Source organism: Pseudomonas frederiksbergensis (assembly GCF_003732275.1).
Taxonomy (GTDB): domain Bacteria; phylum Pseudomonadota; class Gammaproteobacteria; order Pseudomonadales; family Pseudomonadaceae; genus Aquipseudomonas; species Aquipseudomonas frederiksbergensis_H.
The window spans coordinates 25,869-46,075 of sequence record NZ_MOBM01000023.1; the positions used below are offsets into that span (position 1 = coordinate 25,869).

Below are 20,207 nucleotides of genomic sequence, written 5' to 3' on the forward strand. Positions count from 1 at the left end.
GACTAAGTGAGGAAAAGCGGGCAAAGGTACGCATCCCGCACGGCCAGATCAAGCGTTTGTGGACTAACGTTCTGTATGTCTATAGGACAACACCCTCGGATAGATTAATCTAGGCCGGTTTTTTTGCCCGCCGCCGGAGCCTTTCCCATGCCCATCCTCGAGATCCGCCATCCGCTGATCCGTCATAAACTTGGCCTTATGCGCCGCGCCGACATTAGCACGAAGAATTTCCGTGAGCTCGCTCAGGAAGTCGGTGCCTTGCTGACCTATGAAGCCACCAAAGACCTGCCGCTGGAAAGCTACGACATCGAAGGCTGGTGCGGCACGGTGTCGGTGGAGAAAATCGCCGGCAAGAAAATTACCGTGGTGCCGATCCTGCGAGCCGGTATCGGCATGCTCGAAGGCGTGCTGAGCCTGATCCCCGGTGCCAAAGTCAGCGCCGTGGGCGTGGCCCGCAACGAACAAACCCTGCAGGCCCACACCTACCTGGAAAAACTGGTGCCGGAAATCGACGAACGTCTGGCGATGATCATCGACCCGATGCTCGCCACCGGCAGTTCCATGGTCGCCACCATCGACCTGCTGAAAAAGGCCGGTTGCAAGGACATCCGCGCGATGGTCCTGGTGGCTGCCCCTGAAGGCATCGCCGCGGTGGGGAAGGCTCACCCGGACGTGACCATCTACACCGCCTCCATTGACCAGAAACTGAACGAACACGGTTACATCATCCCAGGCTTGGGCGATGCCGGTGACAAGATCTTCGGCACCAAGCAGAAGGACGCTTGAGCATGCAGCAAGAGTTCAACGATCCGCTCTGGCGCACAGTGCTCTCGGGTGCGCAGATGCTGTTCGTGGCCTTTGGCGCACTGGTGTTGATGCCGTTGATTACCGGCCTCGACCCTAACGTGGCGCTGTTCACTGCAGGTTTGGGGACGATTCTGTTCCAGATCGTCACCGGGCGTCAGGTGCCGGTGTTCCTGGCGTCGAGCTTTGCCTTCATCACACCGATCATTCTCGCCAAGGGCCAGTTTGGCCTGGCGGCGACCATGGGCGGTGTGATGGCTGCCGGTTTCGTCTACACCTTCCTCGGCCTTGCCGTGAAGATCAAAGGCACCGGGTTCATCGACCGTCTATTGCCGCCGGTGGTGATTGGCCCAGTGATTATTTCTATCGGTCTGGCCATGGCGCCGATCGCGGCGAATATGGCGATGGGCAAGGCCGGCGACGGCACCGAGCTGATCCCTTACCAGACGGCGATGTTGATCTCGATGCCGGCGCTGCTGACCACCCTGATTGTTGCGGTGTTCGGCAAAGGCATTTTCCGCCTGGTGCCGATCATCTCCGGCGTGCTGGTGGGTTTTGCCATGGCGTTCTATTTCGGGGTGGTCGACACCGCGAAGATTGCTGCTGCACCGTGGTTCGCGATTCCACACTTCACGGCGCCGGAATTCAACTGGCAGGCGATTCTGTTCATCGTTCCGGTTGCCCTGGCCCCGGCCATCGAGCACATCGGCGGCGTGATCGCGGTCGGTAGCGTGACCGGTCGCGATTACCTGAAAAAGCCCGGCCTGCATCGCACCTTGCTCGGCGATGGCATTGCCACCACCGCAGCCGGTCTGTTTGGCGGCCCGCCCAACACCACCTACGCCGAAGTGACTGGCGCGGTGATGCTGACCAAAAACTACAACCCGAAAATCATGACCTGGGCGGCGATCTTCGCGATCAGCCTGGCGTTCATCGGCAAGTTCGGCGCCCTGCTGCAAAGCATCCCGGTGCCGGTGATGGGCGGGATTCTGTGCCTGTTGTTCGGTTCGATTGCTGCGGTGGGGATGAACACAATGATTCGCCACAAGATCGACCTGGGCGAAGCACGTAATCTGGTGATTGTTTCGGTGACGCTGGTGTTCGGGATTGGCGGCGTGCTGGTCGGCACCGGCACCGGCCCGGACGATTTCGGCCTCAAAGGCATCGCGCTGTGCGCGGTGGTGGCGATTGCGCTGAACCTGTTGCTGCCGGGTCATGACAGCTGGAAGCACAAGCAGGCGGATGAGCCGTTGTTGTAACAGGCGACTCAATCCCCTGTGGCGAGGGAGCTTGCTCCCGCTTGAGTGCGCAGCACTCACAAAATCTTCCATCGACTGCAGAGATTTTGGGGCCGCTTCGCGACCCAGCGGGAGCAAGCTCCCTCGCCACAACAAGCCCGCCTTCACTTCAAGGTGTGTTCTTACAACGCCAACGGCGCTCGTTCACACAATGCGTTCAACGCCTTGGCCCATTGCGGATCACCGTTGAGACACGGCACCAGCACCAACTCCTCCCCTCCCGCTTCGCGAAATTGCTCCTTCCCGCGATCACCGATCTCTTCCAGGGTTTCGATGCAATCGGCGACGAACGCCGGGCACATCACCAGGACCTTCTTCACGCCGCTTTTGGCCAACTCATCGAGGCGCGCTTCGGTGTAGGGCTCGATCCACTTGGCCCGGCCCAGACGCGACTGGAACGACACCGACCACTTGCCGTCCGGCAGACCCAAGAGCCGGGCAAACTCGGACGCAGTGCGCAGGCATTGAGCGCGGTAGCAGGTGGCTAATACTTCCGGTGAAGCGTTCTGACAGCAATTTTCGCTTTTAAAGCAATGGTGACCGGTGGGATCGATCTTGGTCAGGTGCCGCTCCGGCAAACCATGAAAGCTCAGCAGCAGGTGATCGTAATCCTGCTGCAAATATGGCGTAGCGCTGGCCACCAGGGCATCGAGGTACTCCGGCTGATCATAGAACGGCTGGAGAATCGAGAACTGCACGTCGAGTTTCTTCTCCCGTACCACCCGTTTGGCTTCCTCGACTACCGTGGTCACGGTGCTGTCGGCGAACTGCGGATAGAGCGGCGCCAGGGTGATTTTTTTGTGACCCTGAGCCGCCAGACGGACCAGCGTCGACTCAATGGATGGCTCGCCGTAGCGCATCGCCAGTTCCACCGGGCCGTGGGTCCACTGCGCGGTCATGGCCCGTTGCAGACGACGGCTGAGCACCACCAGTGGCGAGCCGTCCGCCCACCAGATCGATGCGTAAGCGTGAGCCGATTGTTCCGGGCGCTTGATCAGAATCAACGACACCAGCAAACGCCGCACCGGCCACGGCAGGTCGATCACATACGGATCCATCAGAAATTGATTGAGGTAGCTGCGCACATCCGCCACCGAGGTGGAAGCGGGTGAACCCAGATTGACCAGAAGCAACGCGTGATCGGTCATGCAACGTCCTATTTCTTAAGGCGGCTGGACAGATCGTCCAACGCCGCGCGCAAATCAGTGAACTGGAAAGTGAAGCCCGCTTCCAGCAAGCGAGCCGGCATGGCCTTCTGGCCACCCAGCAGCAACAATGACAACTCGCCCAGGCCCACCTTCAACACGAGGGTTGGCATCGGCATGAACGCCGGACGATGCAACACGCTACCCAACGTTTGGGCGAATTCGCGATTGCGCACCGGCTTGGGCGCGCAGGCATTATATGGACCGCTGGCCTCGTTGCGGTGCAGAAGAAAATCAATCAGGGCGATTTGATCCTTGATATGAATCCACGACATCCACTGCCGACCATTGCCGAGCGGCCCGCCCAGCCCCAGTTTGAACGGCAACAACAGCCGCGACAAAAAGCCGCCCTCGGCGGACAGCACCAACCCGGTACGAATGAGGATCACGCGTATGCCCAAGGCTTCGGCGCGCTGCGCGGTTTCCTCCCAGGCGACGCACAACTGGCTGGCGAAATCATCAATGACCGGTGGCGAATCTTCAGTCAACTCCCGCTCACCACCGTCGCCGTACCAACCGATCGCGGAGCCAGAAATCAATACCTGCGGTTTCTGCTCGCGGCTTTCGAGCCAGGCCAGCAGGGTTTCGGTCAGGGTGATCCGGCTACTCCACAACAAGGCTTTGCGTTTATGAGTCCAGAGCCGATCGGCAATCGGTGCGCCCGCGAGGTTGATAATGGCATCCACCGGTTCTTGACCCAGGTCCTCAAGCCGTGCGATTCCACGAACCTGAGTGCCACAGACCTGGGCAACTTTTGCAGGCGTGCGACTCCAGACTGTCAGGCGATGTCCCTGACCCAACCAGTGTTGGCAGAGTTGACGTCCTATCAAACCAGTACCGCCGGTCAGCAATATGTGCATGACATCTTCCTCGCGTGGCGTTTTACCCTGATCACTAGTCTATTTTTATAAGCAGGGATCTTTGGTATCGGGCAGGCTCTGTGCTTAACAATAGGCCAAGCTGTCAGAACGAGAACGCTAAAAGTTATACCAAAAAACAATATTGTACAGGTTTGAACCACGGCGTAGTCTGTACAGAAAGGTAAACGAGGCCCCTATGACTGTACCTATCGCAATCATCGGCACCGGCATCGCCGGACTCTCAGCCGCCCAGGCCCTTACGGAGGCCGGGCATGTCGTTCAACTTTTCGATAAAAGCCGCGGCAGTGGCGGACGCATGTCGAGCAAGCGCAGCGATGCGGGTGCTCTGGACATGGGCGCGCAATATTTCACTGCCCGCGACCGCCGCTTTGTCACCGAAGTCCAGCGCTGGCAAGCCAATGGCTGGGTCGCCGTGTGGACGCCGCAGCTCTATACCTTCCACGGCGGCCAGCTCAGGCCTTCGCCGGACGAACAGACACGCTGGGTCGGCACACCACGCATGAGCGCGATCACGCGCGGCCTGCTCGGTGATCTGGAAGTGCATTTCGCTTGCCGCATCACCGAGGTCTATCGCGGTGAAGAACACTGGCACCTGCAAGACGCCGAGGGTTTCACTCACGGCCCGTTCAGCCATGTCGTCATCGCCACGCCCGCCCCTCAGGCGACCGCACTGCTGGCGGCCGCGCCGAAGCTCGCCGGAGCCGCCGCAGGGGTAAAAATGGAGCCGACCTGGGCCGTCGCCCTGGCGTTCGACACGCCATTGGAAACCACCATCGAAGGTTGCTTCGTGCAGGACAGTCCTCTCGACTGGCTGGCGCGCAACCGCAGCAAGCCGGGACGCGACACCACCCTCGACACATGGGTGCTGCACGCTACCAGTGCCTGGAGCCGGCAGCATATCGACCTGCCCAAGGAAGCGGTGATCGAGCAATTGCACGGTGCCTTTGCCGAACTGCTGCACGATGCCATGCCTGCTCCGACCTTCAGCCTCGCTCACCGCTGGCTGTACGCCCGGCCGGCCAGCAACCATGAATGGGGTGCCCTGGCCGATGCCGATCTGGGCCTGTATGTGTGCGGTGACTGGTGCCTGTCTGGCCGTGTCGAAGGTGCCTGGCTCAGTGGTCAGGAAGCAGCCCGCCGGCTGCACGAACACCTGCAGTGAATTGAATCAAGTCCAGCCCATTGCTGCTGTCGACATGGGCAGCAGCCTCGCAAAAACCTATACAAAAAATTTGACTTGTACACCTTTGAATCTATGATGAAGTCATGTTGTACAGACCTAATAATCTGTACAGGTCTGGATTCGAGGCGCTCCGATGCCCCCTACAGCCATGAAACCCAAAATTGCCATCAGCGCCTGCCTGATGGGAGCCGAAGTGCGTTACAACGGCGGGCACAAAGCATCGCGGCTGTGCAGCATTACCCTCACCGATTATTTCGATTTCGTCCCGGTGTGCCCGGAAGTCGCCATTGGCCTGGGTATCCCTCGCGAACCGATCCGCCTGGTCGGCAACCCCGAACACCCGGAGGCTGTCGGCACTGTCCACCCTGAGATCAACGTCACCCAGCCGCTGGCCGACTATGGTCAAAAAATGGCAGTGGAGCTGGGCGAGATCTGCGGCTATATCTTCATGCAGAAATCCCCTTCGTGCGGGCTTGAACGGGTCAAGGTCTACCACGCCAACGGCGCGCCAGTGGACGGCGGTAGCCGTGGTATCTACGCCCAAGCCTTCTGTGCGCTGCACCCTGATCTACCGGTGGAAGAAGACGGCCGCCTCAACGACCCGGTGCTGCGGGAAAACTTCCTCACCCGCGTGTTCGCCTACAGCGCCTGGCAGCAGTTGCTGCACACAGGCCTGACCCGGCGCAGCCTCACTGACTTTCACTCGCGCTACAAATACCTGTTGATGGCCCACAACACGGTGCAATACAAAACCCTGGGCAACTTGCTGGGCAACATGGGCCAGTCCGATCTCGAAGAGCTCGGCCCGCGCTATTTCAGCGAGCTGATGGCGGCCCTGAAAAAATGCGCCACACGCCGCACCCACACCAACGTGCTGCAGCACCTCAGCGGCTATCTCAAACAAGTCATCAGCCCTGAAGACAAACAGGAAGTGCAGCACGTCATCGGCCAGTATCGCCAGGGAATCGTGCCGCTGGTGGTGCCATTGACGCTGCTCAAACACTACTTTCGCCAACACCCGGATCCATACATTGCGCAACAGGTTTACCTGCAACCGCATCCGGAAAACCTCAGCCTGCGAAACGCGATTTAATGAAGAATCCACCGGACACCAGCGCCAGCGAAGACCTTGGCAACGACTTCAAGAAGGCCTTGGACGCTGGTTGGCTGCCCATTCGTGAAGTGGCCCGGCAGACCGGGGTCAATGCCGTCACCTTGCGCGCCTGGGAACGGCGCTATGGGTTGATCGTGCCTCAGCGTACGCCCAAGGGACATCGGCTGTTCTGTGCCGAACACGTTCAACGGATCCTGACGATCCTCACCTGGCTCAATCGCGGCGTGGCTGTCAGCCAGGTCAAACAACTGCTCGACACGCCTCAGGGGCTTACCGACCCCGTCGGGAACGATTGGCTGGTGCTGCGCCAGACACTGCTGCAAGCGGTCACTCAGCTGGCCGAACGCACCCTCGATGACACGGTGAATCAGGCGATGGCGCTGTATCCACCACGCACCTTGTGTGAAAAATTGTTGATGCCGTTGCTGGCGGAACTGGAACAACGCTGGCAAGGCCAGTTCGGCGCGCAGATGGAGCGGGTGTTTGTTTATTCCTGGTTGCGCAGCAAATTCGGCGCGAGGATCTACCATAACAACCGTCAGTTACGCACCGCGCCGCTGCTACTGATCAATCACTCCGACCTGCCGCTGGAGCCTTATCTTTGGCTCATGGCCTGGCTGATCAGCAGCGTCGATTGCCCGGTGGAAGTCTTCGACTGGCCGCTTCCCGCTGGCGAACTTGCGCTGGCGGTCGATCACCTGCAAGCCCGCGGCGTAGTGCTGTATTCCAGCAAAGCCATGAATCTTTCGCAGCTGACGAAACTTTTGAATGGCGTCCGCTGCCCAAAAATGATTGCCGGATCAACGGTGCGTATTCACCACACCGAGTTATCCACAAGAACCGCCGCCATTGCTGACTTGTCCCTGGCCGAAGACCCGTTGTCGGCCCATCAGGGCCTGATTCAGCGTGGGCTCATTTAAATCGGATTTTTAATGGATCGCGCGGATACCACCATGCAATTGATCTGGCTGCGCAGCGACTTGCGTCTACATGACAACACCGCCCTCTCGGCCGCCGCAGCGCGGGGCCCGAGTGTGGCGGTGTATTTGCTGAGTCCGCAGCAATGGCTGGCGCATGACGACGCGCCGTGCAAAGTGGATTTCTGGCTGCGCAACCTGAGCGAATTACGTCATGCGCTGGGCGCCCTGAACATCCCGCTGCTGATTCGCAACGCGTCCCGCTGGGATGAGGCACCGAAGGTCCTGCTCGAGTTGTGCCAGCAATTGAAGATCGATGCAGTACACGCCAATGAGGAATACGGCATTCATGAAACCCGTCGTGATGCCGCGGTGGCCCAAGCCCTGAAAGCCCAAGGCATCGACTTTTACCGCTACCTCGATCAATTGCTGCTCAAGCCCGGCACCGTGCTGACCAGAACCGGCACTTATTTCCAGGTCTTCAGCCAGTTCCGCAAGGTCTGCTACGAACGTTTGCACGCATCATTACCGAGACTGGTTACCGCCCCCACCATTCAGGCGCCGCTGGGTATCGCCAGCGACGAACCGCCCTCTCGTGTCGAGGGTTTCGACACGCCCAGCGACAGTTTGCGTGCTCTCTGGCCAGCCGGCGAAGCTGAAGCCCGACGCCGCCTCGATACTTTTACCGACGCGCAGATCGACTACTACCACAGCGAGCGCGATTTCCCGGCAAAACCCGGCACCAGCCAGCTCTCGGCCTATCTCACTGCCGGGGTCATCTCCCCTCGTCAGTGTCTGCACGCCGCATTGCAAAGCAATCAGGGGGAATTCGAAAGCGGCAAAGTCGGTGCCGTCACCTGGATCAACGAGTTGCTGTGGCGCGAATTCTACAAACACATTCTGGTGGGCTACCCACGGGTCTCCCGGCACCGCGCCTTTCGCCCGGAAACCGAAGCCCTCGCCTGGCGTGACGCCCCGCAAGACCTCAAGGCCTGGCAACAAGGCCGTACCGGCCTGCCGATCATTGATGCCGCCATGCGCCAGTTGCTGGAGACCGGCTGGATGCACAACCGTTTGCGCATGGTCGTGGCAATGTTCCTGACCAAAAACCTGCTGATCGACTGGCGTGAAGGCGAGCGTTTCTTCATGCGGCATCTGATTGACGGCGATCTGGCGGCGAACAACGGTGGCTGGCAGTGGAGTTCGTCCACCGGCACCGATTCGGCGCCCTACTTCCGGATTTTCAACCCGCTGAGCCAGTCGGAAAAGTTCGACGCCGAAGGGGTTTTCATCAAGCATTGGTTGCCGCAGATCAATGAAATGAGCAAAAAAGACTTGCACACTCCCGCGAGACTCGACGGATTATTCGGCGTAAGCGATTATCCATTGCCGATCGTCAACCTGAGCTCTTCCCGGGAACGGGCCCTGGCTGCGTTCAAGAACCTGCCATCCCGACAGGGTTTATCACCCCCGGAATTACTTTGATGCCACAGCTTTACGTTATGAACACGGAACTGAATCAGGAAGTTATCTGGTAAAAAAGGGGATTGGGATGAGTCGTACACCTCCAAGGCGCTACTGGTTGACCGGCGCCAGCAACGGTATTGGTGCCGCGCTGGCCGAAGAAATACTGAAAGCCGGCGCCCATCTGGCGGTCAGCTCCCGCTCATTGGCGCCATTGAACGCCCTGTCTCAGCGTTATCCCGGGCAGGTGCTGGTGGTCGCGGGTGATTTGACCAACGGCCAACGGGTGCGCGAAATCGGCGAGCAGATTGCCAAGGAATGGGGTTCTCTGGACACCATGATCCTCAACGCAGGCACCTGCGAATACGTCGACGCCAATCAGTTCGACTCGTCAATCATCGAGCACATCGTACGTACCAACCTGCTTGCCAGCAGCTATTGCATTGAAGCTGCCCGGCCCCTGCTGCAGGCGGGCACTGCGCCGCATCTGGTGGGCATGGCCAGCTCGGTGACCTATCTGCCCCTGCCACGGGCCGAAGCCTATGGCGATTCAAAGCCCGGGTTGCGTCACCTTTTCGAGTCCTTGCGCATCGACGTGGCGCCGGAAAACATCGAAATGACCATAGTCAGCCCAGGACTTATCGATATCCCCCTGAGCAACGACGCTCCACAACACCTCAACTGGTCGGCGGACAACGCTGCGCGATACCTCTTCGACATGCTCAAGCATCGTCCACTGGAGCTCCCCTTACCGGAACTGCTCATGCCTGTCCTTTGGCCTCTGCCGCAGAAGCCGGGCAAGACGGGACTGAAAATCGGCAAGGGCATGGAGCAAAACAATCCGCCGATCGAGGATCTGCCGTAAAGCCTGAGCGTCCGTCAGGCCTTTCACACAGCATGGGCCCACTGCCTTACACTGCGCACCATGAAAACCATTCCCCACACGCAAATCGCCGAACCTGCGGTCACCTGCTCGACCTGCGCAGCTTGCTGCTGTCAGCTTGAAGTCATGTTGATCACCGACACCGGTGTGCCCGAGCGTTTTATCGATACCGATGATTGGGGTGGGGAAGTCATGCTGCGACTGGATGACGGCTGGTGCGCCGCGCTGGATCGCAACAGCATGATGTGCACCATCTACGAAAAGCGTCCGCTGATCTGCCGGGAGTTCGAAATGGGTGCATCGGAATGCATCACCGAACGCCAGGGGATTGCGACGGCGTATCGGTGACGGCCAGATCACCCGATACCAATGTGGGAGCGAGCCTGCTCGCGATGACGGAGTAACATTCAACATCAATGTTGACCATTAAACCGCAATCGCGAGCAGGCTCGCTCCCACATTGACTTGTGCGGACTGCTTACAACGGCATCGTGTAATGCAGTGAGTAACTCTCTACGCCATCGTTCGGGCTGCTGATCCCGCCATTGGAATAGTGCGTGGCGCGAATCCCGACTTCATGTCCGCCGTTAAAGCGCAGACCAAACCCGAAACGGTCTTCGAACTGAAAGGCACTACCCAGTTTGTTGTCTTCGACTTCGGTGTTGGCAAACACCGCGATGCCGATACCGGCTTCAACGTAGGGCTTGATGGTCTGACCGGCAAACTCGTACACCAGCACCGGCGAGAATGACAAACTGTGATTGCTTGATGTTTTGTCGCCCTCCCAGTAGGTGTAAGCGCCGCTCCAGTAGCCGGTCAAGCGACCGATGTCACTCTGAAGCCAGCTTTTGTCCCAATCGAATTGCATCCCCAATCGGTAAGTCATGGTCGAATCGCTGGTCTGGCCGACCCCGAACTCCACCCCTGCTGCCTGCGCGGTAAAACTGTGCCCCATCAATGCGGTCGCAATCGCGGCCAAGCAGAATAGTCGCTTCATTAGAAACATCCTTTTCCGAACAATTTCGTATGGTTTTTATGCTGCCCAACGACAAAGCTATAGAAGTTGAAGCTTGATCAGAAGTTCAGCTCAATTATTCGTGTCATCTCTTTTTTTATCTACAAGTCGAAGCTTTGCACAACACCCGTCGAATGCCACAAAACCGGCAAGATATTTCTGAAATGCTCCGGATCCGCACTCGACCAGAATCGGGCGGCGCGAGCAGGTCCCTCGGCCAGCAACTCACGCTCGGCCAACAATCGTTGAAGCTGCCGTGCCACAGCGGCACCGGTATCGATCAGGCTGATGCTCTGGGGAATCATCTGCTTAAGCAGCGGCTTTAGAAAGGGATAATGCGTGCAGCCAAGAATGATCGTGTCTGCACCCGCAGCCAGCAGCGGGTCGACATACCCTTGCAGCAGCTGACGCAATGCCTCGCTGTGCAAATCGCCATTTTCAATCAGCTCCACCAACCCGGGGCATGGCTGAGTGATGACTCGCACATCGGCGGCGAAACGGTCGAGCAAGGCGGCGAACTTGGCACTCTGTAATGTGCCGGTGGTGGCGAGTACGCCAACTACACCGCTGCGCGTCGCCGCAGCAGCCGGCTTGACCGCGGGCTCCATGCCGACGATGGGCCACTCGGGGAAATCGCGCCGCAAGTCCGCAACACCTGCGACGGTCGCGGTGTTGCAAGCGAGCACCAGCGCCTTGGCGCCCTGCTGCTGAAAGAACTGCGCCATGACACTGCAACGCTGACTGATGAATGCCGGTGATTTCTCACCGTAGGGGATATTCCCGCAATCGCCGAGGTACAACAGAGACTCGTTGGGCAGCAACTGCTGGATCTCGGCCAGCACAGAGAGCCCACCGACGCCGGAATCGAATACAGCAATCGGCGCTTCACGCATGGCTTGACCCGCAGACGCTGCAGCCCGGATCGCGCTTGACCCGCAATTCACGGAAGCGCGTGCCCAAGGCATCGATCAATAACAGGCGCCCCACCAGCGGTTCACCGAAACCCACCAGCAATTTCAGCGCTTCGAGGGCTTGCAGGCTACCGACCAGGCCCACCAGCGGACCCAGTACGCCGGCCTCGCTGCAGGTCAGCTCGGCTTCGCTGCCGTGCCCGTATAAGCAGTGGTAGCACGGGCTTTCCGGACGACGGGAGTCGAAGACCGACAATTGCCCTTCCAGCCGAATCGCCGCACCGCTGACCAGCGGTTTGCGCGCAGCCACACATGCGGCGTTGACCGCTTCGCGGGTGGAAAAATTATCGGAACAGTCCAGCACCAGATCCACCGCCGCAACTGCCGCCGCCAGGGAATCTTCATCCAGGGCGGTGCGATGGGCAATCAGCTGAATCTCGGGATTGATCGCGGTCAGGCGACGGATCGCCGAATCGACCTTGCTCAGGCCGACGCTGTCGGTGTCGTGAACGATCTGGCGTTGCAGATTGGTCAGGTCAACCGTGTCGAAGTCCGCCAGATGCAACTCACCGATACCGGCCGCCGCCAGGTACAGCGCAACCGGTGATCCGAGACCGCCGAGGCCGACAATCAGCACGCGGCTTTGTTTGAGCCGTAACTGGCCGTCGATGTCGACGTGTTGCAGCAGAATCTGCCGGCTATAGCGCAGTAATTCCTGATCATTCAGCACGGCAAGCGCCCCAGACTGATGCGTTCGTGACCGCCCAGATCGGCGCGGCTGTGGACCTCTTCAAAACCGCGGGTCAGCAGCAAATCGCGCACGGCCTCGGCTTGATCGTAACCATGTTCGAGCATCAACCAGCCACCTGCCTCAAGATGATCCGGTGCCTGATCGACGATCAGACGCAAATCGTCGAGCCCATCGACGCCAGCGACCAAAGCACTGGCCGGTTCGAAGCGCACATCGCCCTCCGCCAGATGCGGATCGGTAGAAGCGATGTAGGGCGGATTGCTGATGATCAATTGAAAGCGCTGGCCTTCCAAAGCGCTGAACCAATGGCTGCTCAGCACTGTGGCGTTGTTCAGGTGCAGGCGCTGGCGATTGCGCTCGGCCAGGGCCACGGCTTCCAGCACGCGATCTACGGCGGTGACTTTCCAGGCCGGACGTTCGCTGGCCAGGGCCAGGGCGATGGCGCCACTGCCGGTGCCCAAATCGAGCACCAAGGCGTGTGTGGCCGGCAACAGTTCCAGCGCGGTCTCTACCAGCAATTCGGTGTCGGGGCGCGGAATCAGCGTGTGAGGTGCGACTTCCAGATCGAGTTTCCAGAAGCCTTGCTGCCCCAGAATGTAGGCCACCGGCTCACCGCTACGACGGCGCTGCAGGTACTCGGCAAACTTCAGTGCCGCTTCGCTCGGAACGATGCGCTCAGGCCAGGTGTGCAGAAAACTGCGGGACTTGCCCAAGGCAGCCGCCAGCAGTAATTCGGCATCCAGACGCGCGGTGGGCGAGTCGGGCAAATCAGCGGCGCGCAACAAACTGGCAATGATCGTCATTTACTCACCTATCGCTGCCAATTGGTCGGCCTGGAACTCGGCCAGCAGCGGTTCGATCACCGCATCCACGCCACCGGCGAGAATTTCGTCGAGCGAATACAGCGTCAGGTTGACCCGGTGGTCGGTGACCCGGCCCTGGGCAAAGTTATAGGTGCGGATCCGCTCGGAACGGTCACCGGAACCTACCAGCAATTTACGCTCGCTGGCGATGGCATTGGCCGCTGCACTGGTCTGTTGGTCGTTAAGCTTGGCCGACAACCAGGACATCGCGCGGGCGCGGTTCTTGTGCTGGGAACGTTCTTCCTGGCACTCGACGACAATACCGGACGGCAAGTGCGTGATACGAATCGCCGAGTCGGTCTTGTTGACGTGCTGACCACCGGCACCGGAGGATCGATAGGTATCGACCCGCAGATCCGCCGGGTTGATCTCGATCGCTTCCTGCTCGTCCGGCTCGGGCAGCACGGCCACGGTGCAAGCCGAGGTGTGGATGCGGCCCTGGGATTCAGTGGCCGGTACCCGTTGTACGCGGTGCGCGCCGGATTCGAACTTCAGCTTGCCGTAAACGTTCTCGCCTTCGACCCGGGCAATGACTTCTTTATAGCCGCCGTGTTCGCCTTCGTTCTCCGAGAGAATCTCTACCCGCCAGCCACGCCGTTCGGCGTAACGCGAATACATGCGGAACAGATCGCCGGAGAAAATCGCTGCTTCGTCACCGCCGGTACCGGCACGGATTTCGAGGAATACGTTACGTCCGTCGTTGGGATCTTTGGGCAGCAGCATACGTTGCAGTTGGGCTTCGATTTCGATCAGTTGCTCTTTGGCTTCGCGGACTTCTTCCACGGCCATTTCACGCATGTCCGGGTCGCTGTCCTTGAGCAGCGCCTGAGCCCCTTCGAGATCGCCCTGCACTTTAAGCAGCTGTTTATAGGTGCCAACGATCGGCTCGACTTCCGCATATTCCTTGGAATAGGTGCGGAATTTGTTCTGATCGGAAATGACCTCGCCGTCGCCAAGCAGGGCGGTCAATTCCTCGAAACGGTCCTGGAGGATGTCCAGCTTATTGAGCAGTGACGCTTTCATTGCGGTTTTTTATCCGAAAAGCTATCCGATGAGCCCTCACCGAGGGCAAAGAGTTCCTGGGCCATGGCCAGCGCATCGAGGCGACCTTCGGCAGAGAGCTTTTTCAATTGCACACTCGGAGCATGCAAGAGTTTGTTGGTCAGGCCACGGGCCAGTTGCACCAGCACGTCTTCGGCGCTGCTGCCATTGGCGAGCATGCGCTGGGCTTTCTGCAATTCTTCGTCGCGCATGCGCTCGCTTTGTTGACGATAGGCCTTGAGCACATCCACCGCCGCCAGTTCGCGCAGGCGAACCATGAAATCTTCGGCACCGATCGACACCATCTCTTCGGCGGCCTGGGCTGCGCCCTGACGGCTCTTGAGGTTTTCGGCGACCACTTCGTGGAGATCGTCGACGCTATACAGGTAAACGTCGTCCAACTCGCCGACTTCCGGCTCGATATCCCGAGGGACGGCGATATCCACCATGAAAATCGGCTTGTGCTTGCGCAATTTCAAGGCACTTTCCACCGCACCTTTACCGAGAATCGGCAACTGGCTGGCGGTGGAACTGATGACGATGTCGCTGCGCACCAGTTCTGCCGGGATGTCCGAGAGCAGCACTGCGTGGGCACCGAACTGCTCGGCCAGAATGCTCGCGCGCTCCAGGGTGCGGTTGGCGACCACGATTCGCTTCACACCCAGCTCATGCAGATGGCGGGCGACCAGGGTGATGGTTTCGCCCGCGCCGATCAGCAAAGCCTGGCTGCGTTGCAAATCACTGAAAATCTGTTTCGCCAGGCTGACCGCGGCAAACGCCACCGATACCGGGTTTTCGCCGATGGCGGTGTCGGTTCGCACCTGTTTGGCCGCATTGAACGTGGCCTGGAACAGTCGCCCGAGCAGCGGACCGATGGTGCCGGCCTCGCGAGCGACTGCGTAGGCTGATTTCATCTGACCGAGAATCTGCGGTTCACCCAACACCAGCGAATCGAGCCCGGAGGCAACCCGCATCATGTGACGAACTGCCGCATCATCTTCATGCACGTAAGCGCTCGCGCGCAGCTCATCGAGGCTCAAATGATGATAATCGGCCAGCCAGCGCAATATGATGTCAGCCGAAAGGTGATCCTGTTCTATATACAGTTCACTGCGATTGCAGGTGGAGAGGATCGCAGCTTCGCGGCTGTCGGTGAGTCGGCAGAGCTGCTGCAAGGCCTCAACCAGCTGCTCAGGGGTAAAGGCCACGCGCTCGCGGACGTCTACTGAAGCAGTCTTGTGGTTAATACCGAGTGCAAGGAAGGCCATTCAAGGTCGCTGATGGTGACGTGAAGCCGACAATTGTCCTACTTCGACAGAGCCAGAACAACCACTCGATATCTATCGCTCCTGTAAGAGCGGCCAAAGGCTGCGATCCGTTCTCGTTTACAAGGACGCCGGGCCCGCGGGGATTGCCCGCGCGGGTAAATTGGCCGGCCGGTTATGTTTGGCCGAAGGCTTGTGTCATGATGATCCGACCGCAGGTTAGTCGTCCTTTTTCCTATATGAATAGATCTTCCGCGTTGCTCCTCGCTTTTGTCTTCCTCAGCGGCTGCCAGGCCTTGGCACCCGTTTCGTCGGACGGTACGCCGCCGGTCGAAGACAGCACTCCGGCCCCTGAAAAGCCCAAGGTTTACAGCTCGTTCAGTGAAGAAACCGTCTTCAGCCTGTTGAGCGCCGAACTGGCTGGCCAGCGCAATCGTTACGACATTGCCCTGGACAACTACGTGACCCAGGCCATCAATACCCAGGATCCGGGCATCTCCGAGCGGGCATTTCGCATTGCCGAGTATCTGGGTGCCGATCAGGCTGCCCTCGATACCGCACTGGTCTGGGCCAAAAACGCCCCGGACGATCTCGAGGCGCAACGGGCGGCTGCCGTGCAACTTGCCCGCGCCGGGCGTTACGACGACTCCATGGTCTATATGGAGAAAGTCCTGCAAGGCAAAGGCGACACGCACTTCGACTTCCTCGCCCTGTCCGCGGCCGATACCGACCAGGACACGCGCAACGGTCTGATGAAAGGTTTTGACCGCTTGTTGCAGCGCCATCCGCACAACAACCAGCTGATTTTCGGCAAGGCCTTGCTGATGCAACAGGACGGCGATGCCAAGGGAGCCCTGACCCTGCTCGAAGACAACCCGCCGGAGGAGGGCGAAATAGCGCCGATCCTGCTGCGCGCGCGCCTCCTGCAAGGCCTCAGCCGTGGCGATGAAGCCCTGCCGCTGCTGCAAAAAAGCATCAAGAAATACCCGGACGACAAACGCCTGCGCCTGACCTATGCGCGCATGCTGGTTGAGCAGGACCGCATGGACGACGCCAAGGTCGAATTCTCGAGCCTGGTGCAGCAATACCCCGAAGACGACGAACTGCGTTACTCCCTGGCGCTGGTTTGCCTGGAAGCCAAGGCGTGGGACGAGGCCAAAGGTTACCTGGAAGATTTGATCGCTCGGGAAAGCCATGTCGACTCGGCACACCTGAACCTGGGGCGCATTGCTGAAGAGCGTAACGACCCGCAGGGCGCATTGATCGAATACGCCCAGGTCGGGGCGGGCAACGATTACCTGCCGGCGCAATTGCGTCAGGCCGATATTCTGATGGGCAATGGCAAGACCGCCGAAGCCCAAAGCCGTCTGGCAGCCCAGCGCGGCGAGCAACCCGATTACGCAATCCAGTTGTACCTGATCGAAGCCGAAACCTTGTCCGCCAACAAACAGGGTGACAAGGCCTGGAAAATCTTGCAGCAAGCCCTGCAGCAATACCCCGACGATCTGAATCTGCTGTATACCCGGGCCATGCTGGCAGAAAAACGCAATGACCTGGCGCAGATGGAAAAAGATCTGCGACTGATCATCAAGCGTGACCCGAACAATGCAATGGCGTTGAACGCTCTCGGCTACACCCTGTCCGACCGCACCACACGCTACGCCGAAGCCAAGGCCTTGATCGAGCAGGCGCACCAGCTCAACCCGGAAGACCCGGCCGTCCTCGACAGCCTCGGATGGGTCAATTTCCGCCTGGGTAACCTCGATGAAGCCGAGCGGTATTTGCGCCAGGCGCTGGAGCGCTTCCCCGATCAGGAAGTCGCCGCTCACCTGGGCGAAGTCTTGTGGGCCAACGGCAAACAACGCGAAGCCAAGCAAATCTGGAGCAAGTTCCTCAAGGAACAGCCCGACAGCCCTACCCTGCGCGGCACCATCAAGCGCCTGACCGGATCAGAGACTCTTTAAGATTATGTTTTTGCGCCACATCATTGTTTTCAGCTTCATCGCCCTGCTCGCCGGTTGCGCGGGCTTCGGCGCCCGCGAATCGGTCCAGGGTCAAGGCAACCCGGCCCAATGGCGCGAGCACAAACAGCAACTGACCAGCCTCGACGGCTGGCAGATCAACGGCAAAATCGGCATCCGCGCGCCAAAAGATTCGGGTAGCGGCACGTTGTTCTGGCTGCAACGCCAGGATTACTACGACATCCGCCTTTCCGGCCCGCTGGGTCGTGGCGCGGCCCGCTTGACCGGTCGCCCGGGCAAAGTCTCTCTGGAAGTGGCTAATCAGGGCCGCTATGACGCGCAGACTCCGGAAGTCCTGGTTGAAGAACAACTGGGCTGGAAATTGCCCGTATCCCATCTGGCATGGTGGGTTCGCGGGCTCCCGGCCCCGGACAGCAAAAGTCGCCTGACCCTCGATGTCGATAGCCGCCTGGCCAATCTCGAACAGGATGGCTGGCAGGTCGAGTACCTCAGTTATGCCGAGCAAAACGGCTACTGGCTGCCCGAGCGGATCAAACTGCACGGCACCGACCTTGATGTCACGCTGGTGATCAAGGAATGGCAACCACGCAAACTGGGGCAATGAACATGACAGCGCCACGCCTGACATTGCCCTCGCCTGCCAAGCTCAACCTGATGCTGCACATCCTCGGTCGCCGTGAAGACGGTTACCACGAATTGCAGACGATTTTTCAGTTCCTCGATTACGGCGATGAAATCACCTTCGCCGTTCGCGACGATGGCGTGATTCGGTTGCACACCGAATTCGCCGATGTCCCTCACGACAGCAACCTGATCGTCAAAGCCGCAAAAAAACTTCAGGAACAATCCGGTTGTTCGCTGGGTATCGACATCTGGATCGAAAAAATCCTGCCCATGGGCGGTGGAATCGGTGGCGGCAGTTCGAATGCGGCGACCACATTGCTGGGCCTCAATCATCTTTGGCAACTGGGTTGGGATGAGGATCGGCTGGCTGCACTGGGCCTTACGCTTGGCGCCGACGTCCCGGTTTTCGTGCGTGGCCACGCGGCTTTTGCCGAGGGCGTGGGGGAGAAACTCACCCCTGTAGAGCCCGAAGAACCGTGGTATCTCGTGCTGGTGCCGCAAGTATCTGTAAGTACAGCAGAAATTTTTTCAGATCCACTGTTGACACGTAACACTCCTCCCATTAAAGTGCGCCCCGTTCCCAAGGGAAACAGTCGAAATGACTGCTTGCCGGTGGTAGCAAGGCGTTATCCAGATGTACGTAACGCATTGAATTTGTTAGGTAAATTTACCGAAGCAAAACTCACCGGAACTGGAAGTTGTGTGTTTGGGGGCTTCCCAAGCAAAGCTGAAGCTGATAAAGTCTCGGCCCTTCTGACAGAGACCCTTACAGGGTTTGTAGCAAAAGGAAGCAACATTTCGATGTTGCATCGCAAGCTGCAAAGTCTGCTCTAAAAGGAATCGAGTACTGGGTACTCGTTGCAACAGATACAGGGGCGTCGCCAAGCGGTAAGGCAGCAGGTTTTGATCCTGCCATGCGTTGGTTCGAATCCAGCCGCCCCTGCCATTTTCCTATACTCATCCAGGTTACCCTCAGCCTTCAGGTACTGCGCGTGTCCAAGATGATGGTCTTTACGGGGAACGCTAACCCCGATCTGGCTCGGCGTGTTGTACGTCAGCTGCATATCCCTCTCGGTGACATCTCTGTCGGTAAGTTCTCCGACGGCGAAATTACTGCCGAGATCAATGAAAACGTTCGCGGTAAAGACGTTTTCATTATTCAGCCGACTTGCGCTCCGACCAACGATAACCTGATGGAACTGGTTGTGATGGCTGATGCCTTCCGCCGCTCCTCGGCTACTCGTATCACTGCTGTTATTCCTTACTTTGGTTATGCCCGTCAGGATCGCCGTCCGCGTTCCGCACGTGTGGCTATCAGCGCGAAAGTCGTTGCTGACATGCTTACCGTAGTCGGCATCGACCGTGTCCTCACGGTTGATCTGCATGCTGACCAGATTCAGGGCTTCTTCGATATTCCGGTAGATAACATCTACGGCTCCCCGGTACTGGTGGATGACATTGAAGATCAGCGCTTCGAAAACCTGATGATCGTGTCTCCGGACATTGGCGGCGTCGTGCGTGCACGGGCTGTTGCCAAATCCCTGGGCGTGGATCTCGGGATCATCGACAAACGCCGTGAGAAAGCCAATCACTCTGAAGTGATGCATATCATCGGTGATGTCGAAGGGCGTACCTGTATTCTGGTCGATGACATGGTCGATACCGCCGGCACTCTGTGCCACGCGGCCAAGGCCCTGAAAGAGCATGGCGCTGCCAAGGTTTTCGCCTACTGCACGCACCCTGTGCTGTCGGGTCGGGCGATCGAAAACATTGAAAATTCCGTGCTGGACGAGCTGGTGGTGACCAACACCATCCCGCTGTCCGCTGCAGCACAAGCCTGTGCGCGTATCCGTCAACTGGATATCGCACCGGTAGTTGCCGAGGCGGTCCGCCGCATCAGCAATGAAGAATCGATCAGCGCGATGTTCCGTTAAGGGCCCTGCCCTTCTCATTACATCTCGTTGACGAAAAGCGCCCCGCCCCGGCATTCCTGTCGGGGCGGGGCT

Annotated in this window: 20 protein-coding genes and 1 tRNA gene; 13 read left to right on the top strand and 8 right to left on the bottom strand. The window is 59.0% G+C overall.

The window, feature by feature from the left end:
- Window positions 1-147 precede the first annotated feature (147 nt).
- Together upp and BK662_RS18365 are read left to right on the top strand one after the other, a co-directional pair.
- Complete coding sequence (upp, locus tag BK662_RS18360; RefSeq protein ID WP_123359213.1) at window positions 148-786, top strand: uracil phosphoribosyltransferase; 639 nt, start codon at window positions 148-150, stop codon at window positions 784-786.
- Between the two features lie 2 nt (window positions 787-788).
- A complete protein-coding gene (locus BK662_RS18365; protein ID WP_123359214.1) occupies window positions 789-2,063 on the top strand; it encodes a uracil-xanthine permease family protein in 1,275 nt (424 codons plus the stop codon).
- A 161-nt stretch (window positions 2,064-2,224) separates the two neighbouring features.
- On the opposite strand, the gene hemH is transcribed toward BK662_RS18365, so the two are convergent.
- Together hemH and BK662_RS18375 are read right to left on the bottom strand one after the other, a co-directional pair.
- Entirely contained in the window at window positions 2,225-3,250 is a 1,026-nt protein-coding gene (gene hemH / locus BK662_RS18370) for a ferrochelatase (RefSeq protein WP_123359215.1), read from the bottom strand.
- A gap of 8 nt (window positions 3,251-3,258) precedes the next feature.
- Complete coding sequence (locus BK662_RS18375; RefSeq protein ID WP_123359216.1) at window positions 3,259-4,167, bottom strand: TIGR01777 family oxidoreductase; 909 nt, start codon at window positions 4,165-4,167, stop codon at window positions 3,259-3,261.
- Window positions 4,168-4,363: 196 nt separating this feature from the next.
- On the opposite strand from BK662_RS18375, the gene BK662_RS18380 reads away from it, so the two are divergent.
- The 6 genes from BK662_RS18380 to BK662_RS18405 all read left to right on the top strand — a co-directional run bounded on the left by BK662_RS18380 (window position 4,364) and on the right by BK662_RS18405 (window position 10,097).
- A complete protein-coding gene (locus BK662_RS18380) occupies window positions 4,364-5,350 on the top strand; it encodes an NAD(P)/FAD-dependent oxidoreductase (RefSeq protein ID WP_123359217.1) in 987 nt (328 codons plus the stop codon).
- Window positions 5,351-5,504: 154 nt separating this feature from the next.
- The gene (locus BK662_RS18385) at window positions 5,505-6,464 is read left to right on the top strand and encodes a YbgA family protein (protein WP_123359218.1); all 960 of its coding nucleotides are present in this window, start codon (window positions 5,505-5,507) and stop codon (window positions 6,462-6,464) included.
- Window positions 6,464-7,405, top strand: coding sequence for a MerR family transcriptional regulator (locus BK662_RS18390; RefSeq protein ID WP_123359219.1), 942 nt, complete (start codon window positions 6,464-6,466; stop codon window positions 7,403-7,405). Before BK662_RS18385 ends, BK662_RS18390 begins: the two co-directional genes overlap by 1 nt.
- A gap of 33 nt (window positions 7,406-7,438) precedes the next feature.
- Window positions 7,439-8,887, top strand: a complete 1,449-nt coding sequence (gene phrB, locus BK662_RS18395; protein WP_123359250.1) for a deoxyribodipyrimidine photo-lyase — start codon at window positions 7,439-7,441, stop codon at window positions 8,885-8,887.
- A gap of 67 nt (window positions 8,888-8,954) precedes the next feature.
- The gene (locus BK662_RS18400; protein WP_123359220.1) at window positions 8,955-9,731 is read left to right on the top strand and encodes an SDR family NAD(P)-dependent oxidoreductase; all 777 of its coding nucleotides are present in this window, start codon (window positions 8,955-8,957) and stop codon (window positions 9,729-9,731) included.
- A 60-nt stretch (window positions 9,732-9,791) separates the two neighbouring features.
- Window positions 9,792-10,097 carry a YkgJ family cysteine cluster protein gene (locus BK662_RS18405; protein WP_123359221.1) on the top strand — a complete coding sequence of 102 codons (306 nt, stop codon included), beginning with the start codon at window positions 9,792-9,794 and terminating at the stop codon, window positions 10,095-10,097.
- A 130-nt stretch (window positions 10,098-10,227) separates the two neighbouring features.
- Here the strand turns inward: BK662_RS18405 and BK662_RS18410 are convergent, their stop codons facing one another.
- The 6 genes from BK662_RS18410 to hemA form a co-directional block, all read right to left on the bottom strand.
- Window positions 10,228-10,746: an acyloxyacyl hydrolase gene (locus BK662_RS18410; RefSeq protein ID WP_123359222.1), complete on the bottom strand. Its 519-nt coding sequence runs from the start codon at window positions 10,744-10,746 to the stop codon at window positions 10,228-10,230.
- Between the two features lie 119 nt (window positions 10,747-10,865).
- Window positions 10,866-11,657 (bottom strand): glutamate racemase, encoded by a 792-nt coding sequence (murI, locus tag BK662_RS18415; protein ID WP_123359223.1) that lies wholly within the window; start codon window positions 11,655-11,657, stop codon window positions 10,866-10,868.
- Window positions 11,650-12,405, bottom strand: a complete 756-nt coding sequence (locus tag BK662_RS18420) for a molybdopterin-synthase adenylyltransferase MoeB (protein ID WP_123359224.1) — start codon at window positions 12,403-12,405, stop codon at window positions 11,650-11,652. The genes murI and BK662_RS18420 overlap by 8 nt, the downstream gene beginning before the upstream one ends.
- Entirely contained in the window at window positions 12,399-13,229 is an 831-nt protein-coding gene (gene prmC / locus BK662_RS18425; protein ID WP_123359225.1) for a peptide chain release factor N(5)-glutamine methyltransferase, read from the bottom strand. Before prmC ends, BK662_RS18420 begins: the two co-directional genes overlap by 7 nt.
- Window positions 13,230-14,312, bottom strand: coding sequence for a peptide chain release factor 1 (prfA, locus tag BK662_RS18430; RefSeq protein ID WP_123359226.1), 1,083 nt, complete (start codon window positions 14,310-14,312; stop codon window positions 13,230-13,232).
- A complete protein-coding gene (hemA, locus tag BK662_RS18435) occupies window positions 14,309-15,598 on the bottom strand; it encodes a glutamyl-tRNA reductase (RefSeq protein WP_123359227.1) in 1,290 nt (429 codons plus the stop codon). The genes prfA and hemA overlap by 4 nt, the downstream gene beginning before the upstream one ends.
- 236 nt (window positions 15,599-15,834) lie before the next feature.
- Here hemA and BK662_RS18440 point away from each other — a divergent pair, with 236 nt between their 5' ends.
- The 5 genes from BK662_RS18440 to BK662_RS18460 all read left to right on the top strand — a co-directional run bounded on the left by BK662_RS18440 (window position 15,835) and on the right by BK662_RS18460 (window position 20,135).
- On the top strand, window positions 15,835-17,559 hold the full coding sequence (locus BK662_RS18440) for a tetratricopeptide repeat protein (protein ID WP_123359228.1): 1,725 nt from the start codon (window positions 15,835-15,837) through the stop codon (window positions 17,557-17,559).
- A 4-nt stretch (window positions 17,560-17,563) separates the two neighbouring features.
- On the top strand, window positions 17,564-18,181 hold the full coding sequence (gene lolB, locus BK662_RS18445) for a lipoprotein insertase outer membrane protein LolB (RefSeq protein ID WP_123359229.1): 618 nt from the start codon (window positions 17,564-17,566) through the stop codon (window positions 18,179-18,181).
- 2 nt (window positions 18,182-18,183) lie between these two features.
- Window positions 18,184-19,035: a 4-(cytidine 5'-diphospho)-2-C-methyl-D-erythritol kinase gene (ispE, locus tag BK662_RS18450; protein ID WP_123359251.1), complete on the top strand. Its 852-nt coding sequence runs from the start codon at window positions 18,184-18,186 to the stop codon at window positions 19,033-19,035.
- A gap of 37 nt (window positions 19,036-19,072) precedes the next feature.
- Window positions 19,073-19,147, top strand: a tRNA-Gln gene (locus BK662_RS18455).
- A gap of 46 nt (window positions 19,148-19,193) precedes the next feature.
- Entirely contained in the window at window positions 19,194-20,135 is a 942-nt protein-coding gene (locus tag BK662_RS18460; protein ID WP_003171603.1) for a ribose-phosphate pyrophosphokinase, read from the top strand.
- Window positions 20,136-20,207 lie beyond the last annotated feature (72 nt).

Bases quoted from the DNA above. Each gene is read 5' to 3' on its own strand.
- upp (WP_123359213.1), top strand. From the start codon at position 148: ATGCCCATCCTCGAGATCCGCCATCCGCTGATCCGTCATAAACTTGGC.
- BK662_RS18365 (WP_123359214.1), top strand. From the start codon at position 789: ATGCAGCAAGAGTTCAACGATCCGCTCTGGCGCACAGTGCTCTCGGGT.
- hemH (WP_123359215.1), bottom strand. From the start codon at position 3,250: ATGACCGATCACGCGTTGCTTCTGGTCAATCTGGGTTCACCCGCTTCC.
- BK662_RS18375 (WP_123359216.1), bottom strand. From the start codon at position 4,167: ATGCACATATTGCTGACCGGCGGTACTGGTTTGATAGGACGTCAACTC.
- BK662_RS18380 (WP_123359217.1), top strand. From the start codon at position 4,364: ATGACTGTACCTATCGCAATCATCGGCACCGGCATCGCCGGACTCTCA.
- BK662_RS18385 (WP_123359218.1), top strand. From the start codon at position 5,505: ATGCCCCCTACAGCCATGAAACCCAAAATTGCCATCAGCGCCTGCCTG.
- BK662_RS18390 (WP_123359219.1), top strand. From the start codon at position 6,464: ATGAAGAATCCACCGGACACCAGCGCCAGCGAAGACCTTGGCAACGAC.
- phrB (WP_123359250.1), top strand. From the start codon at position 7,439: ATGCAATTGATCTGGCTGCGCAGCGACTTGCGTCTACATGACAACACC.
- BK662_RS18400 (WP_123359220.1), top strand. From the start codon at position 8,955: ATGAGTCGTACACCTCCAAGGCGCTACTGGTTGACCGGCGCCAGCAAC.
- BK662_RS18405 (WP_123359221.1), top strand. From the start codon at position 9,792: ATGAAAACCATTCCCCACACGCAAATCGCCGAACCTGCGGTCACCTGC.
- BK662_RS18410 (WP_123359222.1), bottom strand. From the start codon at position 10,746: ATGAAGCGACTATTCTGCTTGGCCGCGATTGCGACCGCATTGATGGGG.
- murI (WP_123359223.1), bottom strand. From the start codon at position 11,657: ATGCGTGAAGCGCCGATTGCTGTATTCGATTCCGGCGTCGGTGGGCTC.
- prmC (WP_123359225.1), bottom strand. From the start codon at position 13,229: ATGACGATCATTGCCAGTTTGTTGCGCGCCGCTGATTTGCCCGACTCG.
- prfA (WP_123359226.1), bottom strand. From the start codon at position 14,312: ATGAAAGCGTCACTGCTCAATAAGCTGGACATCCTCCAGGACCGTTTC.
- hemA (WP_123359227.1), bottom strand. From the start codon at position 15,598: ATGGCCTTCCTTGCACTCGGTATTAACCACAAGACTGCTTCAGTAGAC.
- BK662_RS18440 (WP_123359228.1), top strand. From the start codon at position 15,835: ATGAATAGATCTTCCGCGTTGCTCCTCGCTTTTGTCTTCCTCAGCGGC.
- lolB (WP_123359229.1), top strand. From the start codon at position 17,564: ATGTTTTTGCGCCACATCATTGTTTTCAGCTTCATCGCCCTGCTCGCC.
- ispE (WP_123359251.1), top strand. From the start codon at position 18,184: ATGACAGCGCCACGCCTGACATTGCCCTCGCCTGCCAAGCTCAACCTG.